The organism is Terrabacter ginsenosidimutans (genome assembly GCF_039539425.1).
In the GTDB taxonomy this organism is placed as follows: Bacteria; Actinomycetota; Actinomycetes; order Actinomycetales; family Dermatophilaceae; genus Terrabacter; species Terrabacter ginsenosidimutans.
On record NZ_BAABDC010000008.1, the window covers coordinates 53,968 to 73,262 of the forward strand.

13 protein-coding genes are annotated in these 19,295 nt (G+C 71.7%); 2 read left to right on the forward strand and 11 right to left on the reverse strand.

Going from position 1 to position 19,295, the window contains the following annotated elements:
- Positions 1 to 38: 38 nt before the first annotated feature.
- The 7 genes from ABD831_RS18865 to ABD831_RS18895 form a co-directional block, all read right to left on the reverse strand.
- Positions 39 to 440, reverse strand: coding sequence for an FAD synthase family protein (locus ABD831_RS18865; RefSeq protein WP_344950331.1), 402 nt, complete (start codon positions 438 to 440; stop codon positions 39 to 41).
- An 87-nt stretch (positions 441 to 527) separates the two neighbouring features.
- Positions 528 to 1,544: a glycosyltransferase family protein gene (locus ABD831_RS18870; protein WP_344950334.1), complete on the reverse strand. Its 1,017-nt coding sequence runs from the start codon at positions 1,542 to 1,544 to the stop codon at positions 528 to 530.
- Positions 1,544 to 2,350, reverse strand: coding sequence for a CDP-alcohol phosphatidyltransferase family protein (locus ABD831_RS18875; RefSeq protein WP_344950337.1), 807 nt, complete (start codon positions 2,348 to 2,350; stop codon positions 1,544 to 1,546). The genes ABD831_RS18870 and ABD831_RS18875 overlap by 1 nt, the downstream gene beginning before the upstream one ends.
- Before the next feature lie 109 nt (positions 2,351 to 2,459).
- On the reverse strand, positions 2,460 to 4,259 hold the full coding sequence (locus tag ABD831_RS18880) for a glycosyltransferase family 39 protein (protein ID WP_344950340.1): 1,800 nt from the start codon (positions 4,257 to 4,259) through the stop codon (positions 2,460 to 2,462).
- On the reverse strand, positions 4,256 to 6,103 hold the full coding sequence (locus ABD831_RS18885; protein WP_344950343.1) for a CDP-alcohol phosphatidyltransferase family protein: 1,848 nt from the start codon (positions 6,101 to 6,103) through the stop codon (positions 4,256 to 4,258). Before ABD831_RS18885 ends, ABD831_RS18880 begins: the two co-directional genes overlap by 4 nt.
- The gene (locus tag ABD831_RS18890; RefSeq protein ID WP_344950346.1) at positions 6,100 to 6,846 is read right to left on the reverse strand and encodes an ABC transporter ATP-binding protein; all 747 of its coding nucleotides are present in this window, start codon (positions 6,844 to 6,846) and stop codon (positions 6,100 to 6,102) included. The genes ABD831_RS18885 and ABD831_RS18890 overlap by 4 nt, the downstream gene beginning before the upstream one ends.
- Complete coding sequence (locus ABD831_RS18895; RefSeq protein WP_344950349.1) at positions 6,846 to 7,646, reverse strand: ABC transporter permease; 801 nt, start codon at positions 7,644 to 7,646, stop codon at positions 6,846 to 6,848. Before ABD831_RS18895 ends, ABD831_RS18890 begins: the two co-directional genes overlap by 1 nt.
- Before the next feature lie 270 nt (positions 7,647 to 7,916).
- On the opposite strand from ABD831_RS18895, the gene ABD831_RS18900 reads away from it, so the two are divergent.
- Positions 7,917 to 11,573, forward strand: a complete 3,657-nt coding sequence (locus tag ABD831_RS18900; RefSeq protein ID WP_344950352.1) for a bifunctional glycosyltransferase/CDP-glycerol:glycerophosphate glycerophosphotransferase — start codon at positions 7,917 to 7,919, stop codon at positions 11,571 to 11,573.
- Positions 11,574 to 11,628: 55 nt separating this feature from the next.
- Here ABD831_RS18900 and ABD831_RS18905 read toward each other — a convergent pair whose 3' ends face one another.
- Positions 11,629 to 14,118 (reverse strand): CDP-glycerol glycerophosphotransferase family protein, encoded by a 2,490-nt coding sequence (locus ABD831_RS18905; RefSeq protein ID WP_344950356.1) that lies wholly within the window; start codon positions 14,116 to 14,118, stop codon positions 11,629 to 11,631.
- A 219-nt stretch (positions 14,119 to 14,337) separates the two neighbouring features.
- Between ABD831_RS18905 and ABD831_RS18910 the strand changes: the two genes are divergently transcribed.
- Positions 14,338 to 16,347, forward strand: coding sequence for a DUF6541 family protein (locus ABD831_RS18910; protein ID WP_344950358.1), 2,010 nt, complete (start codon positions 14,338 to 14,340; stop codon positions 16,345 to 16,347).
- 42 nt (positions 16,348 to 16,389) lie between these two features.
- Here ABD831_RS18910 and ABD831_RS18915 read toward each other — a convergent pair whose 3' ends face one another.
- From ABD831_RS18915 to ABD831_RS18925, 3 genes are all read right to left on the reverse strand, one after another.
- Positions 16,390 to 17,391, reverse strand: a complete 1,002-nt coding sequence (locus ABD831_RS18915) for a glycosyltransferase family 2 protein (RefSeq protein ID WP_344950362.1) — start codon at positions 17,389 to 17,391, stop codon at positions 16,390 to 16,392.
- Positions 17,392 to 17,563: 172 nt separating this feature from the next.
- On the reverse strand, positions 17,564 to 18,010 hold the full coding sequence (locus ABD831_RS18920) for a hypothetical protein (protein WP_344950366.1): 447 nt from the start codon (positions 18,008 to 18,010) through the stop codon (positions 17,564 to 17,566).
- Positions 18,011 to 18,116: 106 nt separating this feature from the next.
- Positions 18,117 to 19,280, reverse strand: a complete 1,164-nt coding sequence (locus ABD831_RS18925; RefSeq protein WP_344950369.1) for an acyl-CoA dehydrogenase family protein — start codon at positions 19,278 to 19,280, stop codon at positions 18,117 to 18,119.
- Between the last annotated feature and the right edge of the window lie 15 nt (positions 19,281 to 19,295).

Genomic DNA, 19,295 nt, shown 5'->3' on the forward strand with positions numbered 1-19,295 from the left:
CCCCGTGAGCGACCCAATCGGCGCAGCGGGGCGCCGGCTCAGGACAGGCTGGAGATGTGCTCGATGAGGCCGGTCGTCGACACCGACGGCGTGCGCGGGAGGTAGACGACGTCGCAGACGTCCTTGACCCAGTCGAAGCGACCTGCCCAGTCGTCGCCCATGACGAGGACGTCGGCGTGGTGCTCGACGATGTAGTCGCGCTTCTTCTCGAGGGACTCCTCCAGGAAGACCTCGTCCACGACGCGGAGGCTGCGGATGATCTCGCGCCGTTCGTCCTCGTTGAAGACGGGAGCGCGCCCCTTCTTCGACAGGTTCAGCGCGTCCGAGGACACCCCGACGACGAGCCGGTCCCCCAGCTCCGCCGCACGCTGCAGCACGCGGACGTGCCCGACGTGGAAGACGTCGAACGTGCCGAAGGTGATGACGGTCCTCTGAGACACAGGTCTCCTCCTGGAGGGCGGGGCGCTGGTGCTGGGAGCAGCGTGTGGCCGAGCCGGCTGGTCGGGGTGGTGCGATGCCGTCCGAGGCTACCGCTTGGGCCGCGCCGCCCTCGACCGCGACGTCGTGAGCGCCTGCGTGGCCGCCTCGGCCAGGGTCGTGTCCACGAGGCCGGCGCCGTCACTGACGCGGCCGCCACGGAGCACGGCCTCCGCGATCTCGGCAGGGTCCAGGCCCGCCAGCTCGACCCCTCGGGGACGCGGTGAGGCGTCGCTGGCGATGACGCGTGCCCCCATGGCCAGGGCCTCCCGGACGATGACGGAGTCGCCGTCCCAGCTCGTCGGACGCAGCAGGACACCGGAGCCGGCGAGGATGCCGTTGACCTCCTCGGACGGCAGGTCGAAGTCGAGCTCCACCCAGTCGAGGTGCGCCACGTCGGAGCGCAGACGCGCCAGCTCGGCCCCGTCGTGGCCGTAGGCGAGCAGGTGCAGGGAGGCGTCGGGCCACTCGACGCGCACGCGGCGCACCGCCTCGACCCCTGCCTGGGCGTTGTAGTGGGCGAGGCCGGCGTTCGTGGCCAGGGCGACGGCGTGCGGGTCGCGCGTCCGGGCTCCCCGGCTGGCCACGCCCCGCGGGTCGAACGGGGTGACGACGGTGGTGCGGGCGGCGAGCGTGCTCGGAAGCAGGTCGCGGATCGCGGCGTTGACGACCCAGATCTCGTCGAAGACGTGCAGCACGCGCAGCACCATCTCCCGGTGTCTCGGCCGCATGGCCGTCAGCTGGCCCTCCGTCGACCCCGAGTGCAGGACGAGCGCCTTGGTTCCGGGCAGCATCGCGAGAACGGGGGCGAGCTGGGCCGCACGGTTCAGCCGGGTGATGTGGAGGACGTGGAGCGCACGTCCTCGCAGCAGGCTGGGCACCGCCCGCACGGCACGGGCGAGCGAACCGGTGTCGACGTAGCTGACGTCGTGGCCGGCGGCCCGGAGCACCTCGGTCATCTGTCGGTGGCTCGTCATGACGCCACCGACCTCGCCGTGCTGCTGGGCCCACTGGACGATCCGCTGTGGCTCCAGAGGACGGTCGGTGTCGGGGGTGTCCGCGCGCATCAGTCAAGCCTGGAGCTGGTGAGGACGCCGACGAGGTGTCCGGCGGCGGTGACGAGGGCCAGCGGGATCATGACCACGACGAGCACCTGCGTCCCGACGAGGTCCCCGTGGACGGCGTCCACGACCGCGGCGAGGAGGGCCAGCAGACTGGCCTCGACGGCGACGAAGGCCCGGAAGAACGGCAGGTGGCCCACGAGACGGCGCACCCGTGCGATGCCGGACACCTTCGAGGCGGCCGTCTGGGCGACGTCGTCGAGCAGCGGGCGCCCGGTCTTGGCGCGTGCCACGATGACGAGGTCGGTGAAGGCCTTGTTGACGAGGACGACGACCGCCACGAGCAGCCCCGCGGCCGTGTAGGCCCCGAGCTCGAGGGGGTGCGACAGGGTCCACTGGTCGGCTCGGAGGCCGATCGCGATGGGGATCGCCGCCTCGGTCAGGTAGTGACCGATGCGGTCGAGGTAGATGCCGGCCGGGGAGAACCGCTGCCTCCACCGCGCCACCTCGCCGTCCGAGCAGTCGAGCAGGATCTGCAGCTGCATCGCGACGACGGCGACGATGGGACCCACGATGCCGCCGAAGGGGATGGCTGCCGCCCCCAGCACCCCGACGGCGATCATCAGCCACGTCACGCCGTTGGGGCTGATACGGGTCGGCAGCAGTGCCTTCGTGGCGTAGATGGACAGGTGGCGGATGTAGAGCGCCCCGGCCCAGTGCTCGGCGTTGTAGCGAGCGATGTGCTCGGGCGGCTGGGCCACGGCCTTCAGCTCGTCGATGCTCGGGCGGTCGTTCGAGGGGTCGTGGGTCACGGGCACCCATCCTGCCCTGTCCACGACACTCCTGATGAACCTGCCGGCGGTCCGCCCGGCCCGGGCGCCGTGCGTCGCCCGGACGGAGCCGGCTTCGGCAGACGGTTGCTCACGGGTTCGTGCAGTTGCGGTCGGTGCTGCGACCGATGAGCGTGTAGGTCACCCCGGTCAGGCTCCTGCGACTGACGCGGACCACCTCGCCGGGATAGGGGTCCCGGCTGGTCGGCCGGGGCGCGAACTGGCCGTTCACGCAGACGCGTGCGTCCTGGAAGAGCGTGGTCACCCACGAGGAGTAGCCGCGCTCGCGACGTGGGTCGTAGATCACCGGCGTCGGCTGGTGCAGGCCGAACCACTCGTAGCCGGCGTCGACGGTCTCGGCCTGGTAGCCGTTGCGCACCGCTGCGTCGCCGAGGCTCCACTTGGCTCCGTCGAAGGTCGCCGAGGCGTCCACCTGGGTCACTCCGACGGCCGCGAGCAGGACCATTCCTCCCGCGGCCACGATGGTCCCGGCGCGCTGTGGTCGCCGGGAGCGGGAGATGTGCAGTCCAGCCGCTGCGATGAACGGCACCGAGCCGACGACGTAGCGGTCCAGGGGTCGGGCATGCGTGATGAGGCAGACGACCATGGTGAGTGCGACTCCAGCGAGGCCGAACGTGAACGCGAGGCGTGGCGTCGGGTCGATCCCCCGCTCTGGTCGCGAACCTGCCGCCTTCGGCGGGGCCGAGGCGTTGGGCGCCGACCGCGGGCGCCGACGGAGCAGGTCGACCGTCTGGATGACGGCGAAGGTCAGCAGCAGCGCGGTCGAGACGTTGGCAACCACCTCGATGCACCACCAGACCTGCTCGCTGAAGACCCGCGGCGCCGACCCCATGAGCGTGCCGGAGTAGGAGCCCCCGAGGCGGAGGTAGTTGCCGAGGAGCAGGGGGTACTTGAGCACCCGCGCCGTGACGACGAACAGCACGATGAGCGCGACCAGCAGTGGCCACCAGCGACGCAGCCGGCGCCAGGCGCCACCCCGCCAGACGGCCAGGGCGACCGGGAAGAGCATGAAGCCCGTCGTCGTCAGCAGGCCGACGGCGACGTATGCCACCCGCTGGCCCAGCTCGATCTGCGCCGAGAGGGCGCGCGGCTCCGTGACCAGCGTGCCGCGCCACATGACCAGAGCGGCCGCAGCGGCGCACCACACGATGCCCGCCGCCACGAGACCGAGCAGCACGCGGCGCACCTGAGGGTCGTCCCGCCGACGCCACGGCGCCCCGCCGGGACCGTGTACCCGGTAGGCCGTGAAGAGGATCGCGGCCGGCGCGGCGAGCGCGTACTCGCGCACACTGAAGGCCAGCAGCGACAGGACGAGCGACCAGACCAGCCACCCCCAGCGCAGCCGTGGACCGCGCAGCGCCGGGACGGCGGCGCAGAGACTGAGCACCTGGAGGGCGAGGGCCGGGACCTCGGACATGAACGAGACGCTGAGCCCACCCCACAGCGGCCCCACGGCGAGGCAGGCGACGCTCGCGAGGGCCCAGATGACCGGGAGGAAGTGCCGCAGGAAGAGGTAGGTGGCCGCGAGCGTCACCGCGGACAGGAGCGCCACCGCGATCTGCAGCGGGGCGATCGCGTCGCCGAACACGGCGATGACCGGCTGCGCGGCGATGATCTGCCCGACGAGCAGCGTGCTCGTGTAGGGATCCACCTCCAGTCGGCCGGTGTGGAAGAACTCGAACGCCAACCGGTAGTAGACCCAGTCGTCGTTGCGGGCGGCCCCGAGCGCACCGTGCACGGCAGCGTTGACGACGTAGAGACCGGCGACCACGAGCGCGGCCAGCCAGGCCAGCGCCATCTCGCGGCCAGAACGGCGGCCGGCTCCCGAGCTCCCCCATCGCTCGCCCACGAGGGCCGACCACATCTTCATCCCTGTCGTGCCTTCCTACCGAGGTGCTGGCGCCAGAAGACCACGGACTCCCCCACGGAGAGCACGGCGAGCACGAGAGCTCCGACCCCGAGTGCGACGGCCGGAGCCGCCAGACTGCCCCCGATCCCTGAGAGAACGACGATACGGACCTCAACGCCACTCGTGCGCCTTAGCCACGCCGCACCGTTCTGACCGGTCTCGCGCAGGCGGTAGACGTTGTCGTAGACACGCCAGCACACGACGGCGAGCCAGGCGTAGGCCGCGGCCCGTGCGCTCGTGTCCGCACCCGCGGCCAGGAGCAGGGCGCCGGCCTCCACGACGAGCAGCACACCGGGCAGCTGCCAGGCGATCCGGCCCGTCCCCGAGGGACGCGGCAGCACGGCGAGGTCGCACAGGTCGGCGAGGCGACGGTCCGGGCGGTCGCTGCGGAATCCGTCCCGACCACTGAGGGCCCGCGCCAGTCGCCCGGTCTGCGTCCATGCCAGGGCGATGACCGAGGCGATCCCCAGGGCCCAGAGGACCACCGCTGGGCTCATCGTGAGCAGCCCGAGCGACATGATGAGGTAGCGCTCGGCGACGGGCAGGTGCAGCACCTGCTTGGCGTCGCGCACGAGCCGGGCCCGACGTCCGGGAGGCGGTGGCACCGCCGTCGACACACCCGTCACGCGCTCGGCGCGATGCTCCGGCCACCCGTCCCCGCCGAGCAGCTGTGCCCGTGCCCGCATGGCGTAGGCGTGGTCCTCGACGTGCCGGAGGGCGAAGATCGCGAGGACGACGATCGCGAGCCACCACAGGTCGCTCCCCCGCCGCGCGGCGACCCAGGCGAGCGCCGCGACCATGGCGAACTCCTTGACGCGGTCGCTGACCGCGTCGAGCCAGCCCCCCAAGGGGTTGGAGACGCGGGTGAACCGGGCGATCTCGCCGTCGACGCAGTCGACGACGAGCGAGGCCTGCAGCAGCACCGCCGCGAGCAGCCACGCCCACCAGAGCCCGGTCGCCACGGCCGCGCACGCGGCGAGACCGAGGCCGAGACTCACCGCCGTCACCGCGTTGGGAGACCAGTCGTGCCCGAGGCCGTATGCCGTGAGCCGCCTGGAGATCGGACGGATCGCGAGCGTGGAGAACACCCCGTCGTTGCCCCGGGACGCCGCACGCAGGCGCTGCTGCCACGGGGAACCGGTCGCTCCGGCCAGCTGCCAGGCACCGCGTCGGACCTGCTGGTGGGCCAGGCTGACGGCCCGGACCGCGAGGTCGGCGCGCACGGCGGCGAGCAGGGCCACGTCGAAGGCGTCTGCACGCGTGCCGGCGACGGCCTGCGGCTCCGCGTCCGGGGCGTCGAGGTCGTCCAGTGCGTCCGCCAACGCGGCGCGGTCGGCGCCACGCACGCGCAGGACGCCCACGGCATACGCCGTCGGACCGGCCACGGGCCGCCCCGCCGCACCCACCCCGACGACGAGACGGCGGGCCGGCGAGACCCGGACGGGCGCCGGGGCGGACGTGCGGTCCACGACCGCGGCCGCGTCGACCACGAGAGCGATCGTGTCGTCGGCGCCGTCGAGCACGTCGAGCAGCGCGACCGGGCTCACGGTCAGGTCGGCGGCGACGAGCACGAGAGGAACCGTGTCGTCCGAGCGCGCGAGCACCGCCAGCGTGGCGAGCGCCGCCGGCAGGTCGCCGCCGATGCGGTGCGGGACCAGTGCGTAGTCCTCGGCCAGCCCGTCGACGTCGTGGGGACCCGCGACAGCGTCATCGGCCCCGAGGACCGCGAGGGTCCCGCCGGCGGAGCGGCCCCGGAGGGCCCGAGCGCGCGCACTTCCGACGAGGGGCGGCTCGCTCCAGGTCACCTCGTCGCGTCCACGTCGGCGTTGTACTGGTCGATGATCTCCTCGACCGGGCCGTCACCGACGAGGCTGCCCTGCTGGAGGTAGAGGCCACGCTTGGCGAAGCGGCGCAGGTCGGCCTCGCTGTGCGACACCATGAAGAGCGTCTTGCCACCGTCGAGCATGTGCTCCATGCGGAGGTAGCACTTCTCGCGGAAGGCACGGTCGCCGACGGCGAGGACCTCGTCGACGAGCACGATCGGCTCGTCGAGGGTCGTGATGAGCGCGAAGGCGAGTCGCACCTGCATGCCGGACGAGAAGTGCCGGTAGGCCATGTCCATCCCAGCCCGCACCTGCGGGCCGGCGAAGTCGACGATCTCGTCGTAGCGCTCGTCCATCTGGGCCTTGCTGAGGCCGTGCAGGCCGCCGGCGAGGTAGAGGTTGTCGCGGGCCGTCAGCTCGCCGAGGAAGCCGCCGGTCAGCTCGATGAGGGGGGCGACGCCCCCGCGGACCTTGACGCCGCCCTCGTCGGGGATCATGACGCCGGCGATCATCTTCAGCAGGGTGCTCTTGCCACTGCCGTTGCCGCCGACGAGGCCGACGGCCTCACCCGGGGCCACCGTGAACGAGACGTTGCGCAGCGCCCAGAAGGTGTCCTTGGGGGCGGTGTTCTTGCCCTTGAGGACGATCTCGCGCAACGACATCTTGCGACGACGGCTGCGGTAGAACTCGATGCCCAGGTCGTGGGCCTCGATGACGGGGCGCATCAGATCTCCTTGAGCACAGGAGCCTCGAGCCGTCGGAACACGATGGTCCCGGCGACGAGGGTGACGAACGTGATGACGACCGAGGAGATGATCGAGGGGATGTTGAGCTCGTGGGGGAAGAAGCCCCCGCGGTACATCTCCAGGATCCCGGCCATCGGGTTGAGCAGCAGGATCTTCTGCAGGAACTCCGGCGCGGCGTGGACGCCGTAGATGATCGGTGTGGCGTAGAAGCCCATGCGCAGGGCGATGCGCACGATCCTCGGCATGTCGGTGAAGATCACCGTCACGGGCGCCAGGATGAGGCCGAGGCCGACCGAGAGCAGGAACTGCAGCCCGATCGCCAACGGGAACAACAGGATCCGGTAGTGAACGGTCGTCTGCCCCGCGACGATGAAGTAGATGGCGAAGCCGGCCAGGACCGGGAGCGAGAGCAGGAACTCGATGCCCTTGGCGATGACGATCCGGACCACCCACAGCTCACGTGGCAGGTTGGTCGAGCGGACGAGTCGCGCTTCGGCGAGCAGCGCCCGTGAGGTCTCCGTCGCGCACTGGGAGAACCACTGCCAGGCCAGCACGCCCACGAGGATGAACAGCACGTAGGGCTGGTAGCCCACACGGCGGGCCTCGAAGATGTAGGTGAAGACGACGAAGTAGATCAGCGCCATGGCCAGCGGATCGATGATCGTCCACAGGTAGCCGATGGCACTGCTGGCATAGCGCACGCGCAGGTCGCGACGCACGAGCGTGTCGAGCACCTGCCTCCGCGCGATGACGCCTCGCGCCTGGGGCAACAGGATCATGCGAGCGGGTCCTACCTTCTCGTTTCGGAGCGGTCGGCGGCGACCGTCCCGGTCACCGCCGATGGGCAGTCTAGGCCCCGCCCCCGCATGGGGGTGCACTCCGCCGCCGCGGCGGCCGGGGCCGGTCCGGCACCGCTCGATGCCACAATGGACCACCGACGACACCGGACCGCGACGCCAGCGCACCTGTCGTCGCATCCGACGACAGGGACAACGAGGGGCTGTTACGTGCTGGGCCGATCTGAAGTGAAGCGACGGGCGAGCCGGGCGATGCAGGCGGTGCGTCGCTCGATCCCCCACCACCGCTGGGAGGTGCTGCGCGACCGCGTCCACCCCGCCCTGCGCCAGACCGTCGCCTCGGCCCTCAGCCCCTCGCCCGCCGGCATGGGCCGGGTGTCGGTGATCGTGCCGTGCTACAACGTCGAGGAGTACCTCGCAGACTGCCTCGACAGCATCGTCCGGCAGAAGTACCGCGACCTCGAGATCATCGTCGTGATCGACGGCAGCCCCGACCGGAGCCTCGACATCGCTCGCGGCTACGCGCGGTGGGACCGCCGGATCAGCGTCGTCGAGCAGCCCAACGCCGGCCTCGGCGCCGCTCGCAACACCGGCATCCGGCTCGCCCGAGGCGAGTTCATCGCCTTCGTCGACTCCGACGACACCCTGCCCCCCAAGGCCATCGAGACCATGGTGTCGTGCCTCTCGGCGTCCGGCTCGGACTTCGTCGTGGGCAACCTGGAGCGCCGCAACGCCGCGCGCTCGTGGGTGCCCCTGTGGGCCCAGGACGTGCACCGTCGGGACCGTATCGGCCTGCGCCTGGACGACTTCCCGGAGGTGCTGGCGGACGTCTTCGCCTGGAACAAGCTCTTCCGCCGCGAGTTCTTCGACCGCGCCGTCGGGTCCTTCCCCGAGGGCATCCGCTACGAGGACCAGGAGCCGTCGGCCAAGGCCTACTCGAGCGCTGCTGCCTTCGACGTGCTCCACGAGGTCGTCTACTCCTGGTACATCCGCGGTGACGGGACCTCCATCACGCAGCAGAAGTCGAACATCGCGGACCTCACCGACCGCCTCACCGTGATGTCCAAGGTCGCCGACGTGCTCCGCACCCGGGCGAGCGAGCACGTGCTCCACGAGTGGCAGGCCAAGTCCCTCGGCCTCGACCTGCGCTCCTACTACAACGAGGTCCCGCGCACGGGCGACGACTACTGGCAGGCCCTGGCCTCCGGGGTCGCCGCGGTCGCCCAGGGCATGGACCCGCAGACCTGGGGCCTGGTCAGCCTGCACGACCGGCTCCTGGCCCGGATGGTCGAGCAGGGGCACCGCGACGACATCCGCACGGCCCTGCGGCGTCGCAGCGAGGTGGGTGACGCCTGGGAGGCCGACTTCTCGGTCGAGCCCCCGCAGGCCCGTCCTCTCTACCTCGAGGACCTTCCGACCTTCCGGCCGACAGCCGCGGACCTCGCCCTGACGGCCGTCGACAACCGGATGCGCGTCACCGTGTTCGGCTACGAGGTCGAGGAGGACGACCTCGTCGTCACTGGCATGGCCTGGGTGCCCGGACTCGACCTGGCCTCGTCCACGACGTCGCTCACGGCTCACCTCGTCGACGAGTCGGTGGACGGCCCCCTGACGCCTGACTCCGACCTCGTGCTGTCCGTCGAGCGCTTCGACGACGTCGTGCTCGACGAGCTCGCCGCGCAGGCATCACCCAGCCAGGCGACGTCGGGCTTCCGGGTCCGGGTCGACCTCGCCGACCTCGCTGCCGCCCTCGAGGCGCGGCACCCCGCCGTCGACGACGTCGTCGAGTCGCACCCGGGCTGGCACCTCGAGCTCGAGCTGGAGCTCGACCGCGGCGACGAGAGGGCACCGCACCGGTGGCGCTCGCCGGTCACCGCCTGGGACCGACGCTGGACCGGCAACGAGCTCGAGGTCTCCCCCCTGCACGACGGCAAGCGCGTGGTCCCGGTCCACTCGGCCGCGCGGGGCCTGCACTTCCACCTCTTCGCGCCGCGGGTCGCCGCCGCGCAGGCGCGCCTGGACGGTCGCGACCTGCACCTCGTGGCCTCCAGCGACGAGCCGATCTCCGAGTTCACCATCTCGTGCGGCGCCGTCGGTGTCCGTCGGAGCTTCCCGGCGGTGCCGGTCGACGGTGGCTATGCCGCCACGATCACCGTCCCACCGCTGCCCTCGGGCGCCTCGCCGACCACCGACCACCGCTGGGGGCTGCGCGCCGTCGTGCCGAGCGGCACGCTGCCGGTCGTCTACGCGGGCTCGTCGGGTGAGCTCTCGAGCTCCTCGCCGCACACCGGCGGCCTGCGCCTCGGGCTCGTCGGCCCCGGGCGCCTGCGCATGCTCGACCGCAAGCTGCACGCCTCCGTGCACGCGGTCGACGTCGCCGAGGACCTCCGCTCGTTCACGGTGACGGGGTATGCCGCGGCCGACGTCGGTGCAGAGCCGATCCTCGCGCTCGTGTCCGACCAGGACACCTGGCTCCCGTCCGACGTGCGTCTCGACGCGTCGTCCGGGCGGTTCGAGTCCGACTTCGAGCTCTCGACCGAGCGGTGGGGCACCTCGGTCGCCCGCTCGACCGGCGGCTACTCCCTACGACTGCTGCGCGCCCCGGGCGTCGTCGACCGCAGCGTGTGGGTTCCCGTCGCTCCACACACCGTCGAGCACGTGAGCCCGCACTTCCTGCACTGGCACCAGGGCGACGACGTGTCGTTCCGCTTCACCGTGACCTCGCGCGCCCGGGCTCTCTGGGTCAACACGAGAGCGCCGGTCCCCGAGCAGGACTGGACCCGCGCGGGCCAGTTCGCCGCGCGCCGCGGCATACCGGCCCTGCTCGGCTCACCGGTCGAGGAGGGAGTCCTCTTCTCGACGTTCGGCGGCCGGTCCGCCGCCGACTCGCCCCTCGCCCTCTACAACGAGCTGGTCCGGCGGGACTACCCCCACCCCCTCGTGTGGGAGGTCGCCGACGGGACCGCCGTCGTCCCCGAGGGCGCCCGGTCCGTCGTCATCGGCACCCGCGAGCACCTGCGGGCGCTGCACACCTCGCGGCACCTCGTGGCCAACAACAACTTCCCGTTCTACTTCCACAAGCACCCCGACCAGACCTACCTGCAGACCTGGCACGGGACCCCGCTGAAGAAGATCGGCCGGCACGTGCCGGCACCGAACCTGTCGTTGTCCTACCGCGACCTCATGGTGCGCGAGGCGAGGGCCTGGGACCTGCTGCTCGCCCAGAACGACTTCTCCGCCACCGCCCTCGCCGATGCCCTGGGCTTCGAGGGCGAGGTGCTCAACGTCGGCTACCCCCGCAACGACCTGCTGAGCACGGGCTCCGAGGCCGACCGGGCGCGGGTCCGGGCGCGGCTCGGCGTGTCGCAGGCGGCGCGCCTCGTGCTCTACGCACCCACCTGGCGCGACAACGTCCGCACCGCCTCGGGTGGCTACGCCATGGTCAACCACCTCGAGCTCGACGCCGTCTCCCGGGCGTTCGGGTCCGGCTCGGTGCTGCTCGTGCGCGGGCACAGCAACACCCCAGGTCTCGGCGACAGCACGGCCGCCAACATCATCGACGTCTCGAGCTACCCCGACATCACCGAGCTGATGCTCGTGGCTGACGTCCTCATCACCGACTACTCCTCGGTGATGTTCGACTTCGTCGGCACCGGTCGCCCGATGCTCTTCCTGACCCCGGACGTGGCGGAGTACGCCGGGTCGACGCGCGGCTTCTACCTCGACTTCGCCGAGATCGCGCCGGGCCCGCTGCTGTCGTCCACCGACAGCGTCCTGCAGGCGCTCGAGGCGCTCCCCCGGACCGAGACGGCGTACCGCGACCGCTACGAGGCGTTCCGTGACCAGTTCGCCCCCCGCGACGACGGCAAGGCGGCGATCCGGGTCGTCGACGCGGTCTGGGGTCGCTGAGGGCACGCAGCCTCGTCCCGCGCCGCGCGGGACGAGGCCGTGACGGGGACCTGACCTAGACCGTGGCGCCCACCGCCCGCTCGAACTCCTGCAGGACGACCTCGTTGTAGGCCACGGGGTCGAAGCCCGGCCGGGGCACGCGGCCCTCGGCGGCGGCCACCATGCCCGCTCCGAGGGCCGGGGCGGACCGCTCGACGACCAGTCCCTCACCGTCCCCGACGGCTGAGCCCACCGAGTCGAACGACGTCGAGACGACGGGGAGCCCGAGGGTGCGTGCCTCGAGGATGACCATCGGCTGGCCCTCGTAGTCGCTCGACAGCACGAAGCACTGCGCCGCGGCCATGATCGCCCAGGGGTTGCGCAGCTGGCCGGCGAACAGCACGAGACCGTCCAGCCCGAGCCGGCTCGCGCGCGCCGTGAGGTCCGCGCGCAGCGGCCCGTCCCCCACCACGACGAGGCGGATCTCGGGGTGCGTGCGGTGCGCGATGCTGAACGCCTCGAGCAACCGCTGGTGGTTCTTCTCGGGTGAGAGGCGGCCGACGGCCACGAAGACGAACGGAGCCGTCGCGTCGGTGGCCGGCCTGAGCGCGCCGAACACCTCCTCGGGAGCGTCCTCGCTCGCGCCGCTGACGATGCGCTGGACGTCGATGGTGTTGCGCGCCGCGACGAACTTCTCGGGCGGCGCCCAGGCCGCGAGGGCGTGGGCGTTCACGTCACGCAGCGCCTCGGACACGGACACGAGGTGGTCGAACCGGGCATAGCTGGTGAAGACCGCACGGAGGTTGTTCTCGTGGGGTCGGCGACCGCCCACCTCTCGCATCTGGTCGGCGAGGAGGTCGTTGTGCTGCCACACCGACCGGGTGCCGGCGGGCGCGTGACCGAGCAGGAACGTCCAGGCAGGCGAGTAGCCGCTGAAGTCCACGACGTGGTCGAAGCGCGCCGCTCCCACGACGCGACGCCAGTCCTGCTCGAGGGCCGCATCGACCCGCGCGAGGGCGGCGGGAGGGATCTCGTCGAGGTGTCCGCGCATGAGCCGACGCCGGGTGCGCCAGAGCGACTTGCTCATCGTCGCGCTGCCCGTGCGGACGAACTGCCGCACCCGCGGGTCGATGGAGTCGGCGTTGGCGCGCCGGTCGTCGTTGTTGATGGCGCCCATCACGACGGAGACGTCCCAGGCGGAGTGGTCGATCGTGCGCAGCAGGTTGAGCGCCGCGCTCGTGATGCCGTTGGACATCATCCCGCCGAGGTAGAGCATCAGGGTTCGCCGACCGTCCCGGCGCGTGTGCCGCACCGCGTGCCCTTCGCGCCGCCCACGGACGACGACGTCGAGGACCCGTTGCGTCGCGCCACCGTCGTCCTGCGACGCGAAGCGCGCCCTGGCGGCGTCGTACCTCTCGCCGTGGGTGACGACGGGGTCGATCGAGGTTCCGCTGCCGACGGCCCCGATGAGGTCTGCGAGCTCGGCTGCGGTGCCGCTCTGGGGTCCGGGGAGCTCGTCGAGCGCCAGGTAGGAGCCGCGATAGCCGTCGTACTCGTCGCGGTCGGGGGTGTGGAAGAGGATCGGACGACCGGTCGCGAGGAAGTCGAAGAAGATGCTCGAGTAGTCGGTGACGAGCACGTCCGCGAGGCCCAGGACCGCGTTGGTGGGGACGGAGTTGGGTACGAGCCGGCCGGCGAGGCGCGGCTCGGCGACGGCATGCCGGTAGACCTGCTGGTGCACCTTGAGCAGGACCCGGTGTCCCGCCGGAAGCCGTCCCTGGAGGTCGTCGACGAGCGCCGCGAGGTCGGCGGCGTCGTTGCGGGGCGTGTGGAAGGACTCTCCCTTCCACGTGGGCGCCAGCAGCACGAGCGTGTCGTCGGCGGCGAGCGTCACCCCCGCAGAGCGAAGCCGTGACCTCGTCCGCTCGAGCCGGTCCTCGCCACCGAACTGAAGGTCGGTGCGGGGGTAGCCGACCTCGACGATCTCGCCCGGCGCGACGTTGGTCAGGCGGTAGGCGTGCTCGTACATCTGCTCGCTCATGAACGGCCCGGTGGAGAGCAGGTAGTCCGCCATCATGAAGTTGCGCAGCACGTTGCGGGCCCCCCAGCCGCCCTGCGCCTCGTCGTAGCCCATGGCCTTCAGGGGCGTGCCGTGCCAGGTGTTGAGGTAGGTCTGGCCGGGTCGCTTGCCCCAGTCCGGCGGGAACGTCGCGTTGTTCACGAGCAGCCCGGCCGTCGCGAGCGCGTGGTGGTAGCCGAGTGAGCCCCGGCGCACGAAGCGCACCCGACCGTCTCCCGAGAACTCGTCCACGGTCGAGGCATGGGCCGACAGGTCGTCGAGCACCCAGACGTGGCGCAGGTGCTGCTGCTCGGGGTCCCCGAGCAGGGCGCGGAAGATCGCCTCCGGGTTGCACAGCATCCCGTTGCCGGCGAACGACTCGTAGACCACGAGGTCCGGGTCGACGGGACGCGACCGGAACGCCACCCGGAGCTCGTGGGGGCCGGCGCGCCCGATCTTGCGGACGAGGCGTCTGACCGTCCGCGCCGGTCGGCTCTGCAGTGCCATGAGGGTGGGGGCTCCTTCGTCTCCGGAGTCGCTCCGGGCTTCCGGGGTGGGTGGGGGGTGCCCGGGCGACGCCCGCCATCGTAGTGACCAGGGCCCCTGCACTCCCAGCCCGGCCCGGCGCCCGAGGGTTGTCCCGATGAGGTCGTTTCGCGCGATTGTCGGTAGGGTCGGCGCGGCAGTCGACGACGACAACCGCGACGAAAGAAGGGAGCTGGTGAGTTGCTCCTCCCGGGCACCACGGGATGGACCGACACCATCTCCGTCTTCCTCACGGCCACGGCCCTGGTCGTCCTGCCGGGCCTGGCCGCCGGGCTGCTGCTCCGGCTGCGCCCGCTCGCCGCCCTGGGACTGGCACCGGTCCTCTCGACGACCTGTCTGTCGGTCTCCGCCGCCGTCGCGTCCCTTCTCGGCGTGCGTTGGGGGGTGGGTCCGCTCCTGCTCGGCACCGTCGTCATGGGCGCCGTGGCCGCCGGTGTCGGGGCGCTCGTGCCGCGCGTGGCCGCCTCGTTGTCAGCGCGTGGAGGATGGTGGGGCCGCTGGCAGGAGCGCGCACCGGGACCGCGGTTCGACAGCGTCTGGTGGTCGACGGTCGCCAGTGTGGTCCTGGTCCTGGTCATCGTCCTCGTGACCATCCGCACGGAGCTGCGCACGCCGGAGGTGCTGCCGCAGGGACCCGACACGATCTTCCACGTCGCGGCGCCGCAGTGGGGGCTGGAGAACGGCACGCTCTCCTCGTTCGAGATCGGGCGGTTCAACTCCCCCACCTGGTCCGGCTTCTACCCGGCGGCGTTCTACGCGTTCACGGGAACGATCTCCCTCCTGTCCGGCGCTTCGGTCGTGGTCTCGTCCTCGGTGTTCGTCGTCGTCCTCGTCGGGGTCGTCTGGCCTCTCGGGTGCATCCTGCTGGCGCTCGCTCTGCTGGGTCGGCGAGTCGTCGTCGTGCTCTCGGCCGCCCTGCTCAGCGTGGCGTTCACCACCTTCCCCTACCTGCTCATGGGTTTCGGGGTGCTGTGGCCCAACCTGCTCGGTCAGGCGATCCTGCCGGCCGCGCTCGCGGCCCTCGCCGGTGTCTTCCGCCCTCTCGGACGCCCCCGGTATGCCGTGGCCGACCCGTTGCGCTCGCTCCTCGTCCTCGTCGCTGCCGTCCCGGGCGTCGTCATGGCGCACCCCAACGCCTTCGTCACCCTGTGCCTCTGCGGCGGGCTGCTCGTCCTGGGTCGGGTGATCGGTCTCGCCGTGCGCCAGCCGTCGTGGCCGCGACGCGCCGCCGTCCTGGCAGCAGCCCTGCTGGCGGTCACGGCTGCTGCTGCCGCGTCGGTGGCCGTGCGCTCGGCGTCCATGTTCGCCACCGGCGCGGCGGGTCCGGAGCGCGAGCCGGGTCCAGCGCTGGAGGACCTCCTCGGCTTCGCGCCACGCCACACGCGGCCGCTGCACGTGCTCGCGGTCGTGGTCGGCATCGGGGTGGTGGTCCTGCTGTGGCGTCACCGCGGTGCCCGCTGGGTCGTGCCCGCCCTGGTCACCACTCTCGCCCTCTTCTGGCTCAACATCGCGGTCGACAGCGACGTCGTGCGCTGGTTCACCTGGCCCTGGTACAACAACGCGGTCCGGCTCCACACGGCGGCGATCCTGCCGGCGGTGCTCGCGGCGACGGCCGGCCTGGTCGCCGTCGCCGACCTGGTCGCCCACGCCGCCACGCGGCGGTGGGGCGCGACTCGCGGCGTCGCCCTCGGGGCCTGCGTCGCGCTCGGGATCCTGGTCCTCGATGCCGGGACCCAGCTGGGTGCCCACCGACACATCCTGCACCGCTACTTCCACCCCCAGCCGGCGGACTCGTGGGCGTCGGCCGCGGAGCTTCGCTCACTGAACGAGCTGGCCACACGGCTGCCGCCGAAAGCCGTCGTCGCGGCCAACCCGTGGAACGGCGGCACCTACCTCTACGTCGTCAGCGGACGCAAGCTGCTCGTCCCGACCGAGAAGACGAACACCCCCGGGGACCGGCAGCTGCTGGCCGCCTCCCTCGACCGCGTCGACACCGACCCGCAGGTGTGCGCCGCAGCGATGCGTCAGCAGGTCACCTACGCGATCACCGGAGGCCAGCCGTTCTCGTGGGCGGGCAACCGCGTCGAGCAGTACGCCGGGATCGACGACGTCGGCAGCTCGCCCGGGTGGCGCCGGGTGGCGGCCGCCGCCCCGTACACCCTCTACGAGAGGGTCGGCTGCGCCGACTGACCGGCTGCCGATCGCCTTGTCAGACGACGTCGGTCGTCGACGTCAGTCGGCGGCGGCGTCCGTCGGCCGGGTCAGGCGGCGTGGACTCGTGAGGAAGCCGACCCCCCAGGCCCAGTGCATGGTCGCCAGGACGACCGGCGTCACGGCGCGGGCGCGAGCGGACTCGCCCCGTGAGATGGCGGCTCCCCCTGCGACGACGCCTGCGGCATACCCGGCCGGCACGAGCCAGGCAGGCGCCCAGAAGAAGCCGGCTACCGTCGCGGCCGTCGTCACGACGACCATGGTCGGCGGTGCGAGGTAACGCGGGTTGATCGTGCCTTCGTGGTGGCGCGCGACGACGCGGCGCCACCGGCCGTAGTGGAAGTACTGCTTGGCGAGCGCCGTGACGGAGGCGCGAGGACGGTAGGTCACCTTGAGGTCGGGGGTGAACCACACCGTGCCACCGGTCTCCCGGATGCGGTGGTTCATCTCCCAGTCCTGGGCTCGGGCGAAATGGGCGTCGTAGCCGCCGACCCGCTCGAGAGCGGCACGCCGGAAGACACCGAGGTAGACGGTGTCGGCCTCACCGGCCTCGCCGCCGGTGTGGAAGCGCGAGCTGCCCACACCGAGCGGGCTGCGCATCGCAGCGGCCACGGCTCGCTCGAAGGCCGTCGTGCCCTGCGCGTCCATGATCCCGCCCACGTTGTCGGCGCCCACCCGCGCCAGCTCCCGGACCGCGACACTGATGTAGTCGTCGGGGATCTCGGCATGGCCGTCGACCCGGACGATGACCTCACCGGTGCTGGCGCCGATCGCGGCGTTCAGCCCGTCCGGCGTGCGTCCGGTGGGGTTGGGGACGACTCGCACCCGCGGGTCTCCCGCCGCGAGCGCGGCGGCGACCTCGTCGGTGCGATCACGCGAGGGGCCCAGGGCGAGGACCACCTCGAGCGGGCCGGCGTAGTCCTGCGCCAGGATCATGGCCACCGCATCACGAAGGTGCCTCTCCTCGTTGAGGATCGGCATGATGACGCTGACCGCCGGCTGGTGGTCGGAAGTCAGGTCCACGAGGGTGTCCTTGTCGTCGTCGTCGGGTGTCGGCTCGGTGGCCCGGCCTCCCCGCGCGAGCGGCGACCAGCCTACTTGAGGACCTGGCGTGCCATGACCAGGCACCGGACCTGGTCGGTGCCCGCGTGGATCCGGATGCGCTCTGAGCGCGGCACGGAGCGGGCTCCCCTTTTCAGGCCGGGCGGGTTGCGGACACGGTCACCGTCACCACGGACTGGCTGCTGGCGGGAGCCTTGTCGCCGGGCGTGACGCGCCGGGCCAGCACGTTCGCCACGGTGCCGGCATCGCTGACGAGGGCCCCGTTGCCCTGCCAACCGCCGGGTGGTCCGCCTCGGTTGTCGACGAAGCGCCATCTCGAGTCGAACCGCGAGTGGAAAGCCTGCCCGACCTCGGCGGGCGCGTGTGTCGTGGCGTACACGACGGTGGCCGTCGAAGAGTTGCGGATGGCCTGGTTGCCGCCGCCCTTCGCGCTCGTCCGGGACAGTTCGGAGCCGCCCCGAGGAACGGTCAGGACGTCGAGCGCAAAAAGGCGGTCGACGACCTTCTGGTCGGCGGCGTCGGTGTTCGTGCACGCTGCGAGGCCGACCGTGGCGGCGACCGCGGCGGCTACTGCTGCCACCGCGAGCCGCCTACCGCGTCCCTGCATCATGCCTCCAGTGTCGACGAGGGCGGGCCCCGCGACGGCCGGACACGGGCGCTGACCTGGGAGAACGTCGGTTGGACGACTACCTCAGGAGCTGGCGGGCCATGACGAGGCGCTGGACCTGGTTGGTGCCCTCGTAGATCTGGGTGATCTTGGCGTCGCGCATCATCCGCTCGAGCGGGAAGTCGCTCGTGTAGCCGGCTCCCCCGAGCAGCTGCACGGCGTCGGTGGTCACCTTCATCGCGACGTCCGAGGCGTAGCACTTTGCGGCCGCACCGAAGAACGTGAGGTCCTTGTCGCCGCGCTCGGACTTGGCGGCTGCGACGTAGACCATCTGACGCGCGGCCTCGAGCTCCATCGCCATGTCGGCGAGCATGAACTGGATGCCCTGGAAGTCGGCGATGCGCTGGCCGAACTGCTTGCGCTCCTTGACGTAGGCGACAGCCTGGTCGAGGGCACCCTGCGCGATCCCGACGGCCTGGGCGCCGATGGTGACCCGGGTGTGGTCGAGCGTGCGCAGGGCGATCTTCAGACCGTCCCCCACCTGGCCGACGACACGGTCACCGGGGATGCGGACGTTGTCGAAGTGCAGCTCACGGGTGGGGCTGCCCTTGATGCCGAGCTTGCGCTCCTTCTCGCCGAAGGTGAAGCCCTGGTCTGACTTCTCGACGACGAAGGCCGTCACGTTGGCGCCTCGGGGACCGTCGGGGTCGGTGACCGCGAGGACCGTGTAGTACTCGGAGACGCCGGCGTTGGTGATCCACGACTTCTGCCCGGAGAGCACCCAGCCGTCGCCGTCCTGGCGGGCCCGGCACCTCATCGAGGCGGTGTCGGAGCCGGCCTCGCGCTCGGACAGACCGTACGAGAAGGTCGTCTCGCCCTTGGCGAGCGGCGGGAGGTAGCGGGCCTTGACCTCGTCGCTGCCGTCGAGGATCAGCGGGAGCGAGCCGAGCTTGTTGACGGCGGGGATGAGCGACGCGGACGCGTCGACCCGGGCCACCTCCTCGATGACGATGCACGTCGCGAGGGCGTCGGCACCGACGCCGTCGTACTCCTCGGGCACGTGCGGTGCGAAGAAGTCGGAGGCGACGAGGGCGTCGTGCGCCTCCTGCGGGTAGCGCGCCTCCGCGTCGACGGCGGCGGCATACGGGGCGATCTTGTCCTCGGCCACCGCGCGGACGGCCTCCCGCAGGGCCTCGTGGTCCTCGCTGGTCCGGAACAGGTCGAAGTCGGCATTCGTGCTCACGAGCGCGATCCTACT